Annotated in this window: 18 protein-coding genes and 1 pseudogene; 12 read left to right on the top strand and 7 right to left on the bottom strand. The window is 67.7% G+C overall.

The window, feature by feature from the left end:
• Positions 1 to 16: 16 nt before the first annotated feature.
• Both CUJ89_RS03530 and CUJ89_RS03525 read right to left on the bottom strand, forming a co-directional pair.
• Positions 17 to 577, bottom strand: a complete 561-nt coding sequence (locus CUJ89_RS03530) for a YceI family protein (RefSeq protein ID WP_114178471.1) — start codon at positions 575 to 577, stop codon at positions 17 to 19.
• Between the two features lie 8 nt (positions 578 to 585).
• Positions 586 to 1,146, bottom strand: coding sequence for a cytochrome b (locus CUJ89_RS03525; protein WP_114176146.1), 561 nt, complete (start codon positions 1,144 to 1,146; stop codon positions 586 to 588).
• Positions 1,147 to 1,402: 256 nt separating this feature from the next.
• On the opposite strand from CUJ89_RS03525, the gene CUJ89_RS03520 reads away from it, so the two are divergent.
• The 6 genes from CUJ89_RS03520 (at position 1,403) to CUJ89_RS03490 (ending at position 9,078) form a co-directional block, all read left to right on the top strand.
• The gene (locus CUJ89_RS03520; RefSeq protein WP_114176145.1) at positions 1,403 to 2,068 is read left to right on the top strand and encodes a paraquat-inducible protein A; all 666 of its coding nucleotides are present in this window, start codon (positions 1,403 to 1,405) and stop codon (positions 2,066 to 2,068) included.
• The gene (locus tag CUJ89_RS03515; protein ID WP_114176144.1) at positions 2,065 to 2,694 is read left to right on the top strand and encodes a paraquat-inducible protein A; all 630 of its coding nucleotides are present in this window, start codon (positions 2,065 to 2,067) and stop codon (positions 2,692 to 2,694) included. The genes CUJ89_RS03520 and CUJ89_RS03515 overlap by 4 nt, the downstream gene beginning before the upstream one ends.
• Positions 2,687 to 4,306 (top strand): intermembrane transport protein PqiB, encoded by a 1,620-nt coding sequence (locus tag CUJ89_RS03510; RefSeq protein ID WP_114176143.1) that lies wholly within the window; start codon positions 2,687 to 2,689, stop codon positions 4,304 to 4,306. Before CUJ89_RS03515 ends, CUJ89_RS03510 begins: the two co-directional genes overlap by 8 nt.
• On the top strand, positions 4,303 to 5,028 hold the full coding sequence (locus CUJ89_RS03505) for a membrane integrity-associated transporter subunit PqiC (RefSeq protein ID WP_114176142.1): 726 nt from the start codon (positions 4,303 to 4,305) through the stop codon (positions 5,026 to 5,028). The genes CUJ89_RS03510 and CUJ89_RS03505 overlap by 4 nt, the downstream gene beginning before the upstream one ends.
• A 471-nt stretch (positions 5,029 to 5,499) precedes the next feature.
• Positions 5,500 to 7,623, top strand: coding sequence for a site-specific recombinase (locus CUJ89_RS03495; protein ID WP_114176141.1), 2,124 nt, complete (start codon positions 5,500 to 5,502; stop codon positions 7,621 to 7,623).
• 156 nt (positions 7,624 to 7,779) lie between these two features.
• Complete coding sequence (locus tag CUJ89_RS03490) at positions 7,780 to 9,078, top strand: THUMP domain-containing class I SAM-dependent RNA methyltransferase (protein WP_114176140.1); 1,299 nt, start codon at positions 7,780 to 7,782, stop codon at positions 9,076 to 9,078.
• Between the two features lie 60 nt (positions 9,079 to 9,138).
• Here CUJ89_RS03490 and CUJ89_RS03485 read toward each other — a convergent pair whose 3' ends face one another.
• Positions 9,139 to 9,603 (bottom strand): SRPBCC family protein, encoded by a 465-nt coding sequence (locus tag CUJ89_RS03485; protein WP_114176139.1) that lies wholly within the window; start codon positions 9,601 to 9,603, stop codon positions 9,139 to 9,141.
• Entirely contained in the window at positions 9,596 to 9,928 is a 333-nt protein-coding gene (locus tag CUJ89_RS03480; protein WP_114176138.1) for an ArsR/SmtB family transcription factor, read from the bottom strand. The genes CUJ89_RS03485 and CUJ89_RS03480 overlap by 8 nt, the downstream gene beginning before the upstream one ends.
• Positions 9,929 to 10,089: 161 nt before the next feature.
• Between CUJ89_RS03480 and CUJ89_RS03475 the strand changes: the two genes are divergently transcribed.
• From CUJ89_RS03475 to CUJ89_RS03465, 3 genes and pseudogenes are all read left to right on the top strand, one after another.
• Positions 10,090 to 10,494, top strand: a complete 405-nt coding sequence (locus tag CUJ89_RS03475) for a VOC family protein (protein WP_027783582.1) — start codon at positions 10,090 to 10,092, stop codon at positions 10,492 to 10,494.
• Positions 10,495 to 10,567: 73 nt separating this feature from the next.
• Positions 10,568 to 11,254, top strand: a complete 687-nt coding sequence (locus CUJ89_RS03470; protein WP_114176137.1) for a helix-turn-helix transcriptional regulator — start codon at positions 10,568 to 10,570, stop codon at positions 11,252 to 11,254.
• Positions 11,239 to 11,730: pseudogene (locus tag CUJ89_RS03465) on the top strand (LysR substrate-binding domain-containing protein); the annotation flags it as partial. The gene CUJ89_RS03470 and the pseudogene CUJ89_RS03465, both read left to right, overlap by 16 nt.
• 87 nt (positions 11,731 to 11,817) lie before the next feature.
• Here the strand turns inward: CUJ89_RS03465 and CUJ89_RS03460 are convergent.
• Genes CUJ89_RS03460 through CUJ89_RS03450 form a run of 3 tightly spaced genes read right to left on the bottom strand, consistent with a single transcriptional unit; the run spans position 11,818 to position 14,737 of the window.
• Complete coding sequence (locus tag CUJ89_RS03460; RefSeq protein ID WP_114176136.1) at positions 11,818 to 13,272, bottom strand: NAD(P)(+) transhydrogenase (Re/Si-specific) subunit beta; 1,455 nt, start codon at positions 13,270 to 13,272, stop codon at positions 11,818 to 11,820.
• Positions 13,269 to 13,586, bottom strand: a complete 318-nt coding sequence (locus CUJ89_RS03455; RefSeq protein WP_069746178.1) for an NAD(P) transhydrogenase subunit alpha — start codon at positions 13,584 to 13,586, stop codon at positions 13,269 to 13,271. Before CUJ89_RS03455 ends, CUJ89_RS03460 begins: the two co-directional genes overlap by 4 nt.
• Positions 13,587 to 13,597: 11 nt before the next feature.
• Positions 13,598 to 14,737, bottom strand: a complete 1,140-nt coding sequence (locus CUJ89_RS03450) for a Re/Si-specific NAD(P)(+) transhydrogenase subunit alpha (RefSeq protein WP_114176135.1) — start codon at positions 14,735 to 14,737, stop codon at positions 13,598 to 13,600.
• A gap of 279 nt (positions 14,738 to 15,016) precedes the next feature.
• Between CUJ89_RS03450 and CUJ89_RS03445 the strand changes: the two genes are divergently transcribed.
• From CUJ89_RS03445 to CUJ89_RS03435, 3 genes are all read left to right on the top strand, one after another.
• Positions 15,017 to 15,526 (top strand): NUDIX hydrolase, encoded by a 510-nt coding sequence (locus CUJ89_RS03445; protein ID WP_114176134.1) that lies wholly within the window; start codon positions 15,017 to 15,019, stop codon positions 15,524 to 15,526.
• Positions 15,523 to 16,662, top strand: a complete 1,140-nt coding sequence (gene mnmA, locus CUJ89_RS03440) for a tRNA 2-thiouridine(34) synthase MnmA (RefSeq protein WP_114176133.1) — start codon at positions 15,523 to 15,525, stop codon at positions 16,660 to 16,662. The genes CUJ89_RS03445 and mnmA overlap by 4 nt, the downstream gene beginning before the upstream one ends.
• A 118-nt stretch (positions 16,663 to 16,780) precedes the next feature.
• Positions 16,781 to 18,400, top strand: coding sequence for an FMN-binding glutamate synthase family protein (locus CUJ89_RS03435; RefSeq protein ID WP_114176132.1), 1,620 nt, complete (start codon positions 16,781 to 16,783; stop codon positions 18,398 to 18,400).
• The last annotated feature ends 16 nt before the right edge of the window (positions 18,401 to 18,416 follow it).

Below are 18,416 nucleotides of genomic sequence, written 5' to 3'. Positions count from 1 at the left end.
GGCGACAGGCCGCCGCTTACTTCGTGGCGACGAGATGGAACTTGATCTGCACTTCGTCCGCGACGACCGACGTGTCCTTCCATTCGCCGGTGCCGACGTTGAACGTCGAACGCTTGATCGGCAGCACGCCGTCGAACGTCTGCGTCGCGCCGCTCTGCGCGACCGTGACGGGCACCGTGATGGTCTCGGACTTGCCCTTGATCGTCAGCTTGCCGGTCACGTTGTACTTGTTGCCGCCCGCCGGCGCGATCGCCGACGACACGAACGTGGCCTGCGGATACGTCTTCGCATCGAACCAGTCCTTGCCCGCGACCTGGTCGTTGTACATCTTGTCGCCGAGGTCATAGCTCGCGATGTCGATCGTCATCTGGGCGCTGCCCTGCGCGGCTTTCGCCGGGTCGAACTTCACCTGCGCGGAAAACTTCTTGAACGCGCCCTCGGTCGGCACGTTCATCTGCTTCGACACGGCGGACACCTTGCTCTTCGCGAGATCGACATCGGCGAGCGCCGCGCCCGACGCGACAAGTGACACCGCGGCGAGCGCGGTCAGCATGGAGCGGGAGAAAGACACTTTCATGGGATCCTTCATTTGGCAAAGGGAAGCATCCGCGACAGCAGGCCGTCGCGGTCCAACAACTGGTGCTTGATCGCCGCGAGCACGTGCAGCGAGACGAGCGCAAGCAGAATGTAATTCAAAGACGCGTGAAGCGTCTTGAGGGTTTCCTTCAACACCGGATCGGGGTCGATCAGCCGCGGCAGCGGCACGATGCCGAGGTAGACGACCGGAATGTTCGACGCCGAGCTGTACAGGTAGCCCGTGATCGGAATCACGATCGTCAGCACGTACAGCAGGATGTGCACGCCGTGAGAACCCAGACGCTGCCACGCCGGCATGCCGCCCGGCAGCGACGGCGGCACGTGGGTCGCGCGCCACAGCACGCGCACGACGGCCAGCGCGAACACCGTCACGCCGATCCACTTGTGCCACGAGAAGTACTTCAGCTTCGTCGGCGTGAAGCCGGGGATGTCCGTCATCACCCAGCCCAGCGCGAAGCCCCAGACAATCAGCAGTGCGATCAGCCAGTGCAGCGCGATCGCGGTCTGCGTATAGCGTACCGGCCTGGCCGGCAGCGAATTCGATGCCATCTTGGATTCCTCAGTTCAGCGAACAGCCGCGCCGGTCTTGGTCCGACGCTTGTCAAGGGCGCCATGCTACCGCAACCTTTTGACGCGCGCGGACTCTGAGGACAGGCGTGTCAGCCGGCTGACGGCTTCCCGTCATGTTACCGCTCGGTCACTCAACACACGATCGTTGACGCGTCGAAAAAGGCGTTTTGGTAAGATTGGCGCGGGTTCCGGCCCCGTCGACGCGTCCTCCCGCCGTCGCACAACTGCCTTTTCCATGCAACGAAACGACCTGATTGCCTGTCACGAGTGCGACGCACTGTTGCACAAACCGCGCCTCAGCGGGCGCGAAACCGCCCGCTGCCCCCGCTGCGACGCGCTGCTTTATCGCAACAGCGCCGCGCAGATCGAGCGGATCTGCGCGCTCGCGCTCGCGGCGCTGATCACGTTCACGATCGCACAGGCGTTCCCGATCCTCGAAATGGACGTGAACGGCAACCGCGTGCAGACGACGCTGATCGGCGCGATCGATTCGCTGTGGCGCCAGGACATGGCGATCGTCGGCGTGATGGTGTTCTGCTCGACCGTGCTGTTCCCGCTCGTCGAAATGGCCGCGCTGCTGTACCTGCTGCTGCCGATGCGGCGCGGCGTCGTGCCGCCCGGTTTCAACCTGGTGTTGCGCGCAATCGAGCTCGTGCGGCCATGGGGGATGATCGAGGTGTTCATGCTCGGGATCCTCGTGACGATCGTGAAGATGGTGAGTCTCGCAAGAGTCGTTCCCGATGCCGCGCTGTTCGCGTTCGCCGCGCTCACGCTGATGATCGCCGTCGTGCTGATGTTCGATCCGCGCACGCTGTGGGACATGGCTGACGACTTGCGCGCCGCGCGGGCGGGCGCCCGGCCCGACGACGCCGCACCGCTGCCGGAAACCGCCCGCCGATGACGATCCCGACCGCCGCCCGCGAGGGCTATGCAAGCTGCCACGCGTGCGGGCTCGTGCAGACGCTCGACCATCCGCACGCGCACTGCGCGCGCTGCGGCAGCACACTCCATTTCCGTACGCCGAACAGCCTGATGCGCACGTGGGCGCTGCTGATCGCGGCCGCGATCCTCTACATTCCGGCGAACCTGCTGCCGATCATGCGCACTGCGTCGATCGTCGGTTCGCAGCAAGACACGATCATGAGCGGCGTCATCTATTTCTGGATATCCGGCGACTGGCCGCTCGCCGTCGTCGTGTTCGTCGCGAGCATCCTCGTGCCGATGCTCAAGCTCAGCGTGCTGCTGATCCTCGTGATCAGCGCGCAGCGCCGCACCGCATGGCGGCCGCTGCAGCGCACGCGCCTGTTCCGGATCGTCGAGCGCATCGGCCGCTGGTCGATGCTCGACATCTTCGTCGTGACGCTTACCGTCGCGCTCGTCCATTTCCGTTCGCTCGCCGTCATCACGGCCGGCCCCGGCGCGCTCGCGTTCGGCTCGGTCGTGATCCTGACGATGCTCGCGTCGATGCAATTCGATCCCCGCCTGATCTGGGATCCAGTAGAAACCTCAGGGAATCACCATGAATAGTCCACAAGGCCCGCAGCACGACGCGCCCCGGCCGCCCGATCCGACGATCTCGACGAAAAGCGGCTGGCTGCCGTCGCTCGTCTGGCTCGTGCCGCTGATCGCCGCGCTGATCGGCATCGGCCTCGTGATCAAGTCCGTGCGCGAGCGCGGCCCGGAAATCACGATCAGCTTCCATAGCGCCGAAGGGCTCGAGCCCGGCAAGACCCAGGTCAAGTACAAGGACGTCGAGATCGGCATGGTCAAGACGATCAAGCTGTCGAAAGACCTGTCGCGCGTGCTCGTCCAGGTGCAGCTCAAGAAGGAAACCGAGGACTTCGCGGTCAAGGGCTCGCGCTTCTGGATCGTGCGGCCGCGCATCGGCGCGACCGGCGTGTCGGGGCTCGGCACGCTGCTGTCCGGCGCGTATATCGGCGTCGACGCCGGCCGTGGGGAGGATACGCTGACCGACTTCACGGGCCTCGAGACGCCGCCCGCCGTCACGGGCGACCAGAAAGGCACGCAATACGTGCTGCGCGGCGATTCGCTCGGCTCGGTCGACATCGGCTCGCCCGTCTACTACCGCCGCGTGCAGGTCGGCCAGGTGGTCGGTTTCTCGCTCGACAAGGACGGCACGGGCGTGACATTCAACGTATTCGTCAATGCGCCGTACGACCAGTATGTCGGCGTGAACTCGCGCTGGTGGCAGGCAAGCGGCGTCGACCTGCGGCTCGATTCGAGCGGCCTGAAGCTGAACACGCAGTCGCTCGCGACGGTGATCCTCGGCGGCATCGCGTTCCAGACGCCGCCGAACCAGGGCAGCGGCTCGACGGCGCCGAACAACACGACGTTCCGCCTGGCCTCCGACGAGGGCGACGCGATGCGCGATCCGGACGGCCAGCCGCTGCAGGTCGTGATGAACTTCAACCAGTCGTTGCGCGGGCTCGCCGTCGGCGCGACGGTCGACTTCCGCGGCATCGTGCTCGGCGAAGTGACGAACATCGGCATCGACTACGATCCGAAGGCGAAGAACTTCACGATGCCGGTGACAATGAACGTGTATCCGGAGCGCCTCGGCCGGCGCTTCCGCGAGACGATCGCGAGCCAGGGCGAACCGGCCCGCCGCGAGATCGTCGAGCGGCTCGTCCAGCACGGGCTGCGCGGCCAGCTGCGCACCGGCAACCTGCTGACGAGCCAGTTGTACGTCGCGCTCGACTTCTTCCCGAAGGCGCCGGTCGTGAAGATCGACACGTCGCGCCAGCCGCTCGAGCTGCCGACCGTGCCGAACACGCTCGACGAACTGCAGCTGCAGGTCGCCGACATCGCGAAGAAGCTCGACAAGGTACCGTTCGACCAGATCGGCGCGAACCTGAACAGCGCGCTGTCGAACGCCGACAAGCTGTTCAAGCAGCTCGATACGCAGGTCGCGCCGGAAGCGCGCGACACGCTGTCGGCCGCGAAGCAGACCTTCTCGACCGCCGAAGCGACGCTGCAGCAGGATTCGCCGCTGCAGTCCGACGTGCGCGGTGCGCTGAAGGAACTCACGCGCACGCTGCAGTCGCTGAACGCGCTCGCCGACTATCTGGAGCGTCACCCCGAATCGCTGCTCAAGGGCAAGCCAGGAGATAAACAATGACGACACGCGTGAACGGTTTCGCGAGCGGCGCGGCGGCGGCCTTCGCCGCACTCGCGCTCGCCGCGTGCAGCTCGCCGCCCGCGCGGTTCTACACGCTCAGCCCGGCCGACGCCGCGGCCCCGGTGCGCACCGCGCCGGCCAACCCGGCGTTCCTGATCGAGGTGCCGTCCGTCGGCGTGCCCGAGCAGGTCGCGAAGAACCAGCTGGTCGTGCAGAAGAACGCCGCGCAGGTCGACGTGCTCGAGCAGGAACGCTGGGCAGCGCCGCCCGCCGACGAGATTCGCCGCGCACTGTCGGACGATCTCGCCGCGCAGCTCGGCACGATCGACGTCGCGAATTCCGCGTATCCGCCGGGCGTGCCCGTGTATCGCGTCAGCGTGAACGTGCAACGCTTCGAATCATGGCCCGGCAAGCGCGCGGCGGTCGACGCCGTGTGGAGCGTGCGTGCGCTCGGCACGCAGGTCGTGATGACCTGCCGCACGAGCGTCGCGGAACCGGTCGCCGACGGCTACGACGCGCTCGTCGCCGGCCACCGGCGCGCGCTCGACGTGATTGCCGCGCAAGCCGCGGCCGGCGTGCGCGCGATGGCCGCACGCCGCGGCGCAACGGCCGCGCCTGCGCCCGCGGCCGGCAGCAAGATGGCCGCCGCGCCGGTCGTGCCGTGCCCGGCCAACCCGACGTCGGGCGGCGACGCCGGCGCGACGGGCAAGTCCGGCACATAAGCATGCGGCGCGCAGGCGAACGCCCGATGCGTTCGCCTGCCTGGCTTCGTCCGGCGCGGCGCGTCCGCCGGCGATCGCCGGCAGCTGTCGGCATGACCCGGCCGCAGCCGGCCTCGCACCGCCTTCATCGGACGAACGGCTAGTTTGCATTGTTTGTCAAAGTCGGCCGGAACCGGCGCCATCCCATGCGGTCGGCTTGCGTTTTCCGGCCCGATTGACGATCCTACGCACTTTCAGGGCCGCGCCGCTCGTCGTGCGCGCCAACCAGCGGCGCCGGGCCGCGTTCGGCCCGACCGCCGAGCCTCCCGGCACCCGCACGCGATCGGCGTGCACCGCAGCGGGGCAGCCGCATCGCGGGTCGCCGCGCATCGTCCGGCAACCGGCCCCGTCTCACCCGTTCTCCCCGGCGCTGCGCCGTTTCTCCGGCCGGCATCCCGAACCCGCCCGTCCAGGGCTTTCGCTATTCCGTTTATGTTTCGTTCCCTGACGACCCTGATCAAGAAGTGGCGCGCGTCGCGCAATGCCGGTCACCAGCTCGATGCGCTGCTCGCGCACGCCGACGCCGATGCGCCGTACGCCGAGCGCAGCGAATGGCTGATCGAGCTCGCGCACTGGCTGCGCCGCAACGGCACGATGCAGGCCACGCCGGACGCGCCGGCCGATCGCGACGCCGACGCACGTGCGTATCCGGCCCATGCGCGGCTGCGCTACCTGTTCCACGTGCTCGATCGCAACCCCGCATGGAAATCGCACGCCGCGCGCATCCTGCGCGGCATCCTGCGCGAGTGCGACGGCATCTCGCTGCTGTGCGACGCCGGCATGCCCGTGCACTCGGGCTTCTTCGGCGCGCTGTTCGAGCGGATCGACTCGTCGCTGATCCCGCCCGCGCCGAACCGTCGCGAGTTGTCGGCACTCTTCACGCTGATGTTCCCGACGCCCGAGGAAGCGCAATGGATCGACGCGCTGCCCGACGACCTGCTCGCGCGCCTCGCCGACCTGATCTCGTTCGACGTCACCGACGAAGAGCGCCACGAGCCGGGCTCGTTCTCGCGCGACCTGCTGGCCGCGCTGCACAACCTGACCTGCCAGATCAGCTCGACCGGCCTGTCGCAGACGGTGCGCAGCCGGCTGTCCGACGACGATGCGCGCAAGCCGCTCGAAACGCAGCCGTTCTACCGCCTCACGCGCGCGATGCTCGCGGTCGAGACCGCGCACGCGGCCATCGAGGACGGCGGCGACCCGAGCAAGCTGCTGCACGAGGTGAACTATCTGCGCGTGCTGCTCGACGAATGCCGGATCGCCGTCGACGACGTGTTCTCGCACCTGTATCGCAACGGCGTGTCGGTCGACATCGTGTTCCAGGTCGAGCGGATGCGCATGCGCATCCTGCGCGCGGAAACGCTGCTGAACGCATGGATGGCGCGCGACGACCTGCGCGGGATGGCGCGCCTGACGGCCGAGCTCGTCGACGCGAACCAGAACAGCCAGAGCGTGACGCACCTCGTGCGCAGCAACTTCTCGCTGTTCGCGCGCAAGCTCGTCGAGACCAACGCGGACACCGGCGAGCACTACATCTCGCGCGGCCGCGCCGAGTACCTGAAGATGCTGCGGATGGCCGCAGGCGGCGGCCTCGTCACCGTCGTGACCGTGTGCGTGAAGTTCGCGATCACCGGCGCGCACCTGCAGTCGATGCTCGAAGGGCTGCTCGCGGGCGTCAACTACGCGGCCAGCTTCATGCTGATGCACTTCCTGCATTTCACGCTCGCGACCAAGCAACCTGCGATGACCGCGCCGACGCTCGCGCGCGAGCTCGACGACACTGGCCACGAGGAAGGCGTGAAGACGTTCGTCGCATCGGTGATCGCGCTGATCCGCACGCAGGCGGCCGCGATTTCCGGCAACGTGCTCGTCGTGCTGCCCGTGTGCCTGCTCGTGCAGCTGTTCGCGGGCAACGTGCTGCACGCGAACCTGATCTCGCCGGAGAAGGCGCACGCGACGCTGCACTCGTTCTCGCTGCTCGGCCCGACGCCGCTCTACGCAGCGCTGACGGGCGTGCTGCTGTGGGCGTCGAGCCTGCTCGCGGGCTGGGCCGACAACTGGTTCGTGCTGCACCGGGTCGGCGACGCGCTCACGTACAACCGCCGGCTGCGCCTCACGCTCGGCGCGGCCGGCGCCGCGAAGCTCGCGCACTTCTGCCGGTCGAACGTCGCCGGCGTGGTCGCGAACGTCGGCCTCGGCCTGATGCTCGGCCTCATTCCGGCGATCGTCACCGTGTTCATGTTCCCGTTCGAGGTACGGCACGTGACGCTGTCGGCCGGTTCGATCGGGATCGCGCTCGGCGTGCTGGGCAAGGATGCGCTCGGTACACCGGAACTGTGGTGGGCCGGCGCCGGCGTGCTCAGCATGGCGATTCTCAACGTGCTCGTGAGTTTCGCGCTCGCATTCACGATGGCCGTGCGCTCGCGCAGCCTGCGCCCGACCAAGGTGCGCGCGCTCGTCGCCGCGATCGTCCGCACGGTGCTGTCGAATCCGTTCGCGCTGTTCTGGCCGGCCGGCGGCCAGGCCGCGCGCACCGGCCAGCCGGGCACGCACTGAGCCTGCGGCGGTGTAGCGGTGCCCGGCCGGGCACCGCCGCGCCGGCCTCCCGGCACGCGAGCACGGCCGGCGCATCCCCGTCGCCGCGCTGAAACGCCGGCCCCGGTCGCCCGCGCCGCGTACAATAGTGGACTTTTGCACGTCCTCACCCGCCTAATGTCCTCGCCCACCCTGTACGAATTCTTCGCCCCCTGCCCGCGCGGCCTCGAAGCGGCGCTTGCCGCCGAGCTGGCCGAAATCGCCGGCCGCCACCTGAACGGCGCGCCGTTCACCGCGGGCGCGCAGGTGCCGGGCGGCGTCCATTTCAGCGGCGGCTGGGCCGCCGGCATGGCCGCCAACCTCCATTCGCGGATCGCGAGCCGGGTCCTGCTGAAGATCGCGCACCGCGCGTACCGCACCGAGCAGGATGTCTACGCGCTCGCGCTCGAGCAGCCGTGGGAGCGCTGGTTCGCGGCGACCCAGACGCTGCGCGTCGACATCACCGCGATCAAGTCGCCGCTGAAGAGTCTCGAATTCGCGACGTTGCGCGTGAAGGACGCGATCTGCGACCGGATGCGCGACAAGACCGGTGCGCGCCCGAGCATCGACACGGGTGCGCCCGACGTGCGCGTGTTCGCGTTCCTGACGGCCAACGAGTGCACGCTGTACCTCGACACGTCGGGCGAGCCGCTGTTCAAGCGCGGCTGGCGTCTCGACAAGGGCGCGGCGCCGCTGCGCGAGAACCTCGCGGCCGGCATCCTGCGCCTGACGGGCTGGACGCCCGGCACGGCGCTGTACGACCCGATGTGCGGCAGCGGCACGTTCCTCGCGGAAGCCGCTCAGATCGCGCTCGGCGTGGCGCCCGGCGTCGAGCGCCGGTTCGGCTTCGAGAAACTCAAGCAGTACGACATCACCGCGTGGCAGGGCCTGAAGGTCCCGGCGCTGGACGCGAAGCGCGCGGCGCGCGGCAAACGCGACGCGCTCGGCGTGTACGGCAGCGACATCTCCGGCGACATGCTCGAAAAGGCGCGCGCGAACCTCGAGCGAGCGGGCGTGCCGTCGGTATGGCTCAAGCAGGTCGACGCGCGCGGGATGACGCCGCCGTGCGACGGGCCGGGCATCATCCTCGCGAACCCGCCGTACGGCGAGCGGATCGAAGTGCGCGGCCGCGGCCCGCGCGGCGATGCGCGCGAGACCGGCCGCAACCGCGACAACGACGACGCGTTCCGCCGCACGCACACCGACGCGCCGGACAGCGAGTTCTTCAACGCGCTCGGCGATGCGCTGAAACAGCGCTTCACGGGCTGGCAGGCGTTCCTGCTCACGTCCGACCGTTCGCTGCCGGGCCAGCTGCGGCTGCGCGAATCAGCGAAGACGCCGCTGTTCAACGGCGCGCTCGAATGCCGGCTGTTCCGCTTCGACCTGATCGCCGGCAGCGTGAGGGCGCGCCCGGCCACGCCGGAAGGCGACGCGTAAGCAACGAAATCGCGCGGGGCCGCCATCGCGGCGCCCGCGCGCGCCTGCCTCCGGCGCCCGTCAGTGCTTCGACTTCGACCAGCGCCCCATCGTGAACGGCAGTGCCTGCCCCGTCTCGAGCAGCGTCTTCAGGCTCGACAGCACGACCGGCCAGCCGCCGCGAATCCCGCGATCCATCTCCGAACCGGCCACCAGCCCGTCGTGCGTGACGGTCAGCTTCACGACGCCCTCGTGCGGCTCGACGAGATAGGTCACGCGCGATTCCTCGCCCTCCCCTGACGGCGTACGCCACGTGACGACCAGCCGGCGCGGCGGATCGTTCTCGACCACTTCGCCGACGATGTCGACACGCGACGGATCGTCGTAGTCCTGATGCTCCCACCGCGAGCCCGGCCGCCAGTCGGGCGACGCGTTGCGATGCCGCACCCAGTAGTCTTTCGTCAGCTCGGCGTTGGTCAGCGCGTCGAACACGCGCTCGGGCGTCGCTGCAATGAAGGTCACGTACACAAATGCGGGATTACCCATCGTCGTCTCCTGTACCACGGGCCGCTTCCAGCCCGCGCTTGAGATCCGCCAGCGCCTGCAGGCGCCGACGCTCGAACTTGCCGATCCAGCGTTCCGCGATGTCGTGGATCGGCACCGGATTCAGGTAATGCAGCTTCTCCCTGCCGCGCCACGCCGTCGCGACGAGGTTCGCGGCCTCGAGCAGCGCCAGATGCTTGCTCACGGCCTGCCGGCTCATCGCGAGTCCGTCGCACAGCTCGGACAATGTCTGGCCGCTTTTCGCATGCAGCAGGTCGAGCAACTGACGGCGCGTGGCATCGGCCAGCGCCTTGAAAACGAGATCCATGCCGCTCCCGGGTCAATGACTTTATTATGCAACCAAAAGGTTGCATGTCAAGGGTGACAACTCTACTGACAATACGGTGTCAGCAGGCCGCGATCACACTGCAATCCCGGCGCAATGCAAGGCTGGTTTCCATACAGAACCCAAACAACAAGGAGCTCGTCATGACGTCCGCAACTGCCACCGCAACCCTGGAGCGCGCGATCGCGTGGTTCGACATTCCGTCCCTCGATTTCGATCGGGCGATCCGCTTTTACGAAACCGTGCTGCAAACGACGCTGCAGCGCGAAGTCATCGGCGGCGTGCCGATGGCCACGTTCGATCGCGACGCGTCGAGCACGGGCGGCAGCATCGTGTTCGATCCGCAGCAGATGAAGCCGAGCGCGAACGGCGTGCTCGTCTACCTGAACGCCGGCGAGTCGGTCGTCGCGGCGCTCGAACGCGCGAAGCGCGCGGGCGGCGTCGTGCAGGGCTCGGTTGTCGAGCTGCCGAACAACTACGGCTACGTCGGCTACCTGATCGATACCGAAGGCAACCGCGTCGGCCTGCACGCGCCGAAATGCCACTGAGCGCATCAGCCATCGGGCCAGCGCGGCGCTATCATCGCGAAGTCCCCGTAGCCGTTGGAATCGAGGTGCTGTCATGACGCGCCGTGCCGACCGCCTGTTCCAGATCGCCGAGCTCTTGCGCGGGCGGCGTCTCACGACCGCGCAGCAGCTGGCCGACTGGCTGTCGGTGTCGCCGCGCACGGTCTATCGCGACGTGCGCGACCTGCAACTGTCAGGGGTGCCGATCGAAGGCGAAGCCGGCATCGGCTACCGGCTGAACCGCAACGCGAGCCTGCCGCCGCTCACATTCACGGCCGAGGAGCTCGCGGCGCTCGCCACCGGCGCGCGCATGCTCGAAACCTGGGGCGGTGCGCGCTTCGCGGGCGGCGCCCGTTCGGCGCTCGCGAAGATCGCGTCCGCGATGCCGGCCGACAAGCGCACGGCGCTCGACCGCCTGCCCGTGTTCGCGCCGTCGTTCCATATCGACGCAACGTTTTGCGCGAAGGTCGACGCGATCCACCAGGCCGTCGACACGCACCACGTCGTCAGCTTCGGCTACCGCGACCGGCTCGGCGCGCATTCGCAACGCCGCGTGTGGCCGCTCGGGCTTGTCTACTGGGGCGGGCGCTGGACGATCGGCGCGTGGTGCGAGCTGCGCGGCGATTTCCGCACCTTCGATATCGCGCGGATGGGCGACATCACCGTGCACGAGCAGTTTCCGGACATGGAAGGACGGCGGATCGCCGACTACATGCGGATCGCGGAAGCGCCGATGCGCTGACGCGGCACGACGGCGGGCGCGCCGCCGCCGCCGTTCATTCCCCGGGCCGCCGCGCGGTCGCGACGGGCGGCTATGCGTGCCTGATCGATCCGGCCGCCCGCGCGCGGCCGCCGCGCACGCTCACGCTCGCCGATTTCCTGCGGCGCGACCATCTGCTCGTGTCGTCGGGTGGCGTGATCGGGATCGTCGACGAGGCGCTGGCCGCGCTCGGCCACAAGCGGCGCGTCGCTGCGTCGACCGCGCATTTCGCCGCGTTGCCGTACCTGCTCGCCAGCTCCGACGCGGTGGCGACGATTCCCGCGCACGCGGCGCGCGCGATCGCGCAATCGACGCCGCTGCGCGCGCTCGCGTGCCCGGTCGACCTGCCGCGCTATCCGGTGGAAATCGGCTGGCGCACGAGCACGCAGCGCGATCCGGCGATCGTGCGCGTGCGGGACACGATCGCCGCGTGCATCGCGAACATCGTCGCGCCATGAAAAAGCCCGACCAGCTTGCGCCGGTCGGGCTTTTCGGGTCGGGCCGCCCGTGAATCGAAGCGGGCAGCCGCGTTGCCGGTGCGGGCGTTAATCGACCGCCTTCACCATCTCCTCGATGACCTTCTTCGCATCGCCGAACACCATCATCGTCTTGTCCATGTAGAACAGGTCGTTGTCGAGGCCCGCGTAGCCGGCCGCCATCGAGCGCTTGTTGACGATCACGGTGCGCGCCTTGTACGCCTCGATGATCGGCATCCCCGCGATCGGCGATTTCGGATCGTTCTTCGCGGCCGGGTTCACCACGTCGTTCGCGCCGAGCACCAGCACCACGTCGACCTGGCCGAACTCGCCGTTGATGTCCTCCATCTCGAGCACGATCTCGTACGGCACTTCCGCTTCCGCGAGCAGCACGTTCATGTGGCCCGGCATCCGCCCCGCGACCGGGTGGATCGCGTAGCGCACGTCGATGCCCTTCTCGATCAGCTTGTCGGTCAGTTCCTTCAGCGCGTGCTGCGCACGGGCGACGGCGAGGCCATAGCCCGGCACGATCACGACCGATTCCGCATTGCCGAGCATGAACGCCGCATCGTCGGCCGAACCCGACTTCACCGGGCGCTGCTCCTGCGCGCCCGCCGCGCCGCCGGCCACCGCTTCACCGCCGAAGCCGCCGAGGATCACGTTGAAGAACGAGCGGTTCATCGCATGGCACATGATGTACGACAGGATCGCACCCGACGAGCCGACCAGGGAGCCTGCGATGATCAACATCGCGTTGTTCAGCGAGAAGCCGATGCCTGCTGCCGCCCACCCCGAGTACGAGTTCAGCATCGACACGACCACCGGCATGTCCGCGCCGCCGATCGGGATGATGATCAGCACGCCGAGCACGAACGCGATCGCCGTCATGATGATGAACGGCAGCCACGCCTGCGTGACGACGAACAGGATGCCGAAGCCGAGCATCGCGATCGCGAGCATCAGGTTGATCAGGTGCTGGCCCGCATACACGACCGGCGCGCCCTGGAACAGCCGGAACTTGTACTTGCCCGACAGCTTGCCGAACGCGATCACCGAACCGGAGAACGTGATCGCGCCGACGAACGTGCCGATGAACAGCTCGACGCGATTGCCGTACGGAATGAAGTTCGCCGCGACGGCGTCCTGCGGCACGAGCCCGAACGCTTCCGGCTCCGACACCACCGCGTACGCGATGCACACGGCCGCGAGACCGATCAGCGAATGCATCGCCGCGACGAGTTCCGGCATCTTCGTCATCTCGACGCGCGCAGCGACGAAGGCACCGACACCACCGCCGACGATCAGCGCGCCGAGCACCAGCGCGATGCCGAGCGGCAGGTTCGCGCCGAGCCAGGCCGCCTGCTTGACGATCAGCGCGACCGTCGTGAGGATCGCGATGGCCATCCCGACCATCCCGAACAGGTTGCCGCGCCGCGCGCTCTTCGGGTTAGACAACCCCTTGAGCGCCTGGATGAAGCACACCGATGCGACGAGGTACAGCAGCGTAACGATGTTGATGCTCATCGCGCGCCCCCCTTCGCCGCCTTCGGCTCCTTCTTGCGGAACATCTCGAGCATTCGCCTCGTCACGAGAAAGCCGCCGAACACGTTGACGGCCGCAAGCGCGACGGCGAGCGTGCCGAAGAACTTGCCGGTCACGCCGACGGTGAGCGCCGCCGCCAGCATCGCGCCGACGATCACGATCGCCGAGATTGCGTTGGTCACGGCCATCAGCGGCGTATGCAGCGCCGGCGTGACGTTCCAGACGACGTGGTAGCCGACGTACACCGCCAGCACGAAGATGATCACGTTGATCACCGTGTGATTGATGACTTCCATGGTCTCCTCCGTTATTTGCGCGTGACTTCGCCGTCGCGGCACAGCAGTGTCGCGGCGACGATGTCGTCGGTCAGGTCGATGTTCAGCGTGCCTTCCTTCGTGACGATCAGCTTCATGAAGTCGAGCAGGTTGCGCGCGTACAGCGCCGACGCGTCCGACGCGACCATCGCCGCCAGGTTCGTGTAGCCGGCGATCGTCACGCCGTTGTGCACGATCACCTGGTCGGCGACCGTCAACGGGCAGTTGCCGCTCTTCCTGCCGTCGAATTCCGGGCCACGGCCGGCCGCGAGATCGACGAGCACCGAGCCCGGCTTCATCGACTGCGCAGTTTCGACCGAGATCAGCGTCGGCGCCGGGCGTCCGGGAATCAGCGCGGTGGTGATCACGATGTCGGCCTGCTTCGCGCGCTCGTGCACGAGCGCGGCCTGGCGGCCGAGCCACGACGGCGGCATCGGGCGCGCATAGCCGCCGACACCCTGCGCGGCATCGCGCTCTTCGTCGGTTTCGAACGGGACGTCGAGGAATTTCGCGCCGAGCGACTCGATCTGCTCCTTCACGGCCGGCCGCACGTCGGAGGCCTCGATCACCGCGCCCAGCCGCTTCGCGGTCGCGATCGCCTGCAGCCCCGCGACGCCCGCGCCGAGGATCAGCACGCGCGCCGCCTTCACGGTGCCGGCGGCCGTCATCAGCATCGGAAAGAAGCGCGGATACAGCGCCGCAGCGACCAGCACGGCCTTGTAGCCCGCGATGTTCGCCTGCGACGACAGCACGTCGAGACTCTGCGCGCGCGTGGTGCGCGGCGCGGCCTCGAGCGCGAAGCCGGTCACGCCGGCCGCGGCGAGTGTCGCCGCCTGCTCGCCGTTGAACGGCTCGAGCATGCCGACCAGCACGGAGCCGCGCTTGAGCGATGGCAGTTCGGTGTCGGTGGGTGCCTGGACCTTCAGCACGATGTCGGCATCAAAAGCAGCCGACTGGTCGGTCAATTCGGCACCGGCGGCCGCATAGGCCTCGTCGGGATAACTGGCTGCGATGCCGGCCCCTTTCGCGATACTGACGCGATGGCCGGCAGCCGCGTATTTCTTCACGGTTTCCGGCGTCGCAGCCACACGCGCCTCGTTGGCCCGCGTTTCAGCAGGCACTCCAATATGCATCTTCAGTTCCTCCAGTCATTGTCAGTATTTCTTTTCTTGCGATTTCTACTGCACAACGAGCCGGACAGGCTGACTTACCGGCTCACGGGCAACGGCGTTCACGCTGCACTTTAACCGAAAGCGATGGCCGCGCCAGCACTTTGCGCACGATCGTGCGAGATTGCGACATTAGCCCGGCCCGCGTCATCGCGCATCGGCGAGACGGACGATTGGCGAGGGTCGGATTCGTCTAACCAGATGCCGGGCAGCGTTCGGGCGCAACCGGTAAAATGCCGAACCATGAAACCCGAAATCTGGACCCCGCATGTGACGGTCGCGGCGCTTGTCGAGCACGCCGGCCGCTTTCTCGTGATCGAGGAAGAAACCTCGGCGGGCCTGCGCATCAACCAGCCGGCAGGCCATCTCGAAGCCGGCGAGACGCTGGCCGACGCCGTGATCCGCGAGACGCTCGAGGAAACCGCGCACCCGTTCACGCCCGACGCGCTCGTCGGCGTCTATCTCGCGCACTACGACCGCCCCGGCACCGCCGGCGCGACCTACCTGCGCTTCACGTTCTGCGGCACGGCCGGCGAGCCGGTAGCGGGCCACGCACTCGACGACGGCATCGTCCGCACGCTGTGGATGACGGCCGGCGAACTGCGCGCGTGCAGCGAGCGCCACCGCTCGCCCGCGGTGATGCGCTGCGTCGACGACTACCTCGCCGGGCGGCGCATTCCGCTCGATTTCGTGCACACGCATTCGGTCGCGCCGCGTCCCGAAGCATTCGAACGTCAGGCGGTCAACAAATGAGCAAGCGCCGGGTAGTGGTGGGCATGTCGGGCGGCGTCGATTCGTCGGTGACCGCGTGGCTGCTGAAGGAACAAGGGTACGACGTGGTCGGCCTGTTCATGAAGAACTGGGAAGACGACGACGACGGCGAATACTGCTCGACGCGCCAGGACTGGATCGACGTCGTGTCGGTGGCCGACCTGATTGGCATCGACGTGGAAGCCGTCAACTTCGCGGCGGAATACAAGGACCGCGTGTTCGCCGAATTCCTGCGCGAATACTCGGCCGGCCGCACGCCGAACCCCGACGTGCTGTGCAACGCGGAGATCAAGTTCAAGGCGTTCCTCGATCACGCGATGTCGCTCGACGCGGAAATGATCGCGACCGGCCACTATGCGCGCGTGCGCGAGCGCGACGGGCGTTTCGAACTGCTGAAGGCCTTCGATCATACGAAAGACCAGTCGTACTTCCTGCACCGGCTGAACCAGGCGCAACTGTCGAAGACGATGTTCCCGCTCGGCGAGATCCCGAAGACCAAAGTGCGCGAGATCGCCGCGCAGATCGGGCTGCCGAACGCGAAGAAAAAGGATTCGACGGGCATCTGCTTCATCGGCGAACGGCCGTTCCGCGATTTCCTGAACCGCTACCTTCCGACGAAACCCGGCCCGATGAAGACGCCCGACGGCAAGGTCGTCGGCGAGCACATCGGCCTCGCGTTCTATACGTTCGGCCAGCGCAAGGGCATCGGACTCGGCGGCAGCAAGGACGGCAGCGGCGAACCGTGGTTCGTCGCCGCGAAGGACATCGCGTCGAACACGCTATACGTCGTGCAGGGCCACGATCATCCGTGGCTGCTGTCGCGGCAGCTCGTCGCCGGCAACGTGAGCTGGGTTGCCGGCGAACCGCCGGCCGAAGGCTTCGCGTCCGGCGCGAAGACGCGCTACCGGCAGGCCGATGCGGCATGCACGTTCGCACGTGCCGACGGCGAGCGCTTCTCGCTCGCGTTCGACGACGCGCAGTGGGCCGTCACGCCCGGCCAGTCGGCCGTGCTGTACGACGGCGAGATCTGCCTCGGCGGCGGCATCATCGAGTCCGCGGCAACCGGCCAGGCGGCGCCCGCGGAGGGCCACGCGCCGGCGCTTGCCGACGCACGCTGACCCATATTCGGTTTAGACTTGCGGCACGCCGCGCCCGGCGGAACACGATTCCGCCGCGGGCGGCGCGCCGCCGCGCAGCGTACGCATGGCGGCATTTCAAGAATCTTACGGAGTCCCCATGCTTTCACGACGCTATCTGGCGATGTGGTGTGCTGTCCTGCTGCTCGTCGCGACGGCCGCGCTCGCGTCAATCCACACACTCTCCTGGCTGTGGATCGTCATCCCCGTCGCCCTGGTCGCGCTCGGCGTATACGACCTGAAGCAGGACCGTCACGCGATCCTGCGCAACTACCCGCTCTGGGGTCACTTCCGCTTCCTGTTCGAGTTCATCCGTCCCGAGATCCGCCAGTACTTCGTCGAGGACGACACCGACGAGAAACCGTTCTCGCGCGCGCAGCGCAGCCTCGTCTACCAGCGCGCGAAGAACGTCGCCGACAATCGCCCGTACGGCACCGAGCTGAACGTGAAGGCCGTCGCGCACGAATGGATCAGCCACTCGCTCGCGCCGACGAAGCTGCCGAACCACGATTTCCGCATCCGCGTCGGGGCGAATCGCGCGCTGCCGTACGACATTTCGATCTTCAACATCTCGGCGATGAGCTTCGGCTCGCTGTCCGCGAACGCGATCCGTTCGCTGAACCTCGGCGCAAAGAAAGGCGGTTTCGCGCACGACACCGGCGAAGGCTCGCTGTCGAAGTACCACCGCGAGAACGGCGGCGACATCATCTGGGAAATCGCGTCGGGCTACTTCGGCTGCCGCAACGACGACGGCACGTTCAACCCCGACAAGTTCGCGAAGCAGGCCGCCGATCCGCAGGTCAAGCTGATCGAGATCAAGCTGTCGCAGGGCGCGAAACCCGGCCACGGCGGCGTGCTGCCGGCCGCGAAGATCACGCCGGAGATCGCCGAGACGCGCGGCGTGCCGATGGGCAAGGACTGCATCTCGCCCGCGACGCACTCGGAATTCTCGACACCGCGCGGGCTGCTCGAATTCGTCGAACGGCTGCGCACGCTGTCGGGCGGCAAGCCGACCGGCTTCAAGCTGTGCGTCGGCCATCCTTGGGAATTCTTCGGGATCGCGAAGGCGATGGTCGAGACGGGCATCGTGCCGGACTTCATCGTCGTCGACGGCGCGGAAGGCGGCACCGGCGCGGCGCCGCTCGAATTCACCGATCATGTGGGCGTGCCGCTGCAGGAAGGGCTGCTGCTCGTGCACAACACGCTCGTCGGGATCGGCGTGCGCGATCGCGTGAAGCTCGGCGCAAGCGGCAAGATCATCACCGCGTTCGACGTCGCGCGCACGCTCGCGATCGGCGCGGACTGGGTGAACTCGGCGCGCGGCTTCATGTTCGCGGTCGGCTGCATCCAGGCGCAGACCTGCCACACGGGCCGCTGCCCGACCGGCGTCGCGACGCAGGACCCGGTACGCCAGCGCGCGCTCGTCGTGCCCGACAAGGCCGACCGCGTGTACAACTTCCACCGCAATACGCTGCACGCGCTGCAGGAGCTCGTGCAGGCGGCCGGCCTGTCGCATCCGTCGGAGCTGCGCGCGCATCACATCGTGCAGCGCATCGCGCCGCACGAGGTCCGGCTGATGTCGCAGTTGCTGAAGTACCTGAAGCCCGGCGCGCTGCTCGACGGCAACCATTGCGGCTTTACGCTGTACGACAAGTGGTGGCCGATTGCGCGCAGCGATTCGTTCACGCTCGGCGAGGCCGTGTACGCGTCGATCGAATGACGCAGTGCGCCGCCCT

This window comes from Burkholderia pyrrocinia, assembly GCF_003330765.1.
In the GTDB taxonomy this organism is placed as follows: Bacteria; Pseudomonadota; Gammaproteobacteria; order Burkholderiales; family Burkholderiaceae; genus Burkholderia; species Burkholderia pyrrocinia_B.
This window is presented reverse-complemented; position numbering and strand designations above follow the sequence as displayed.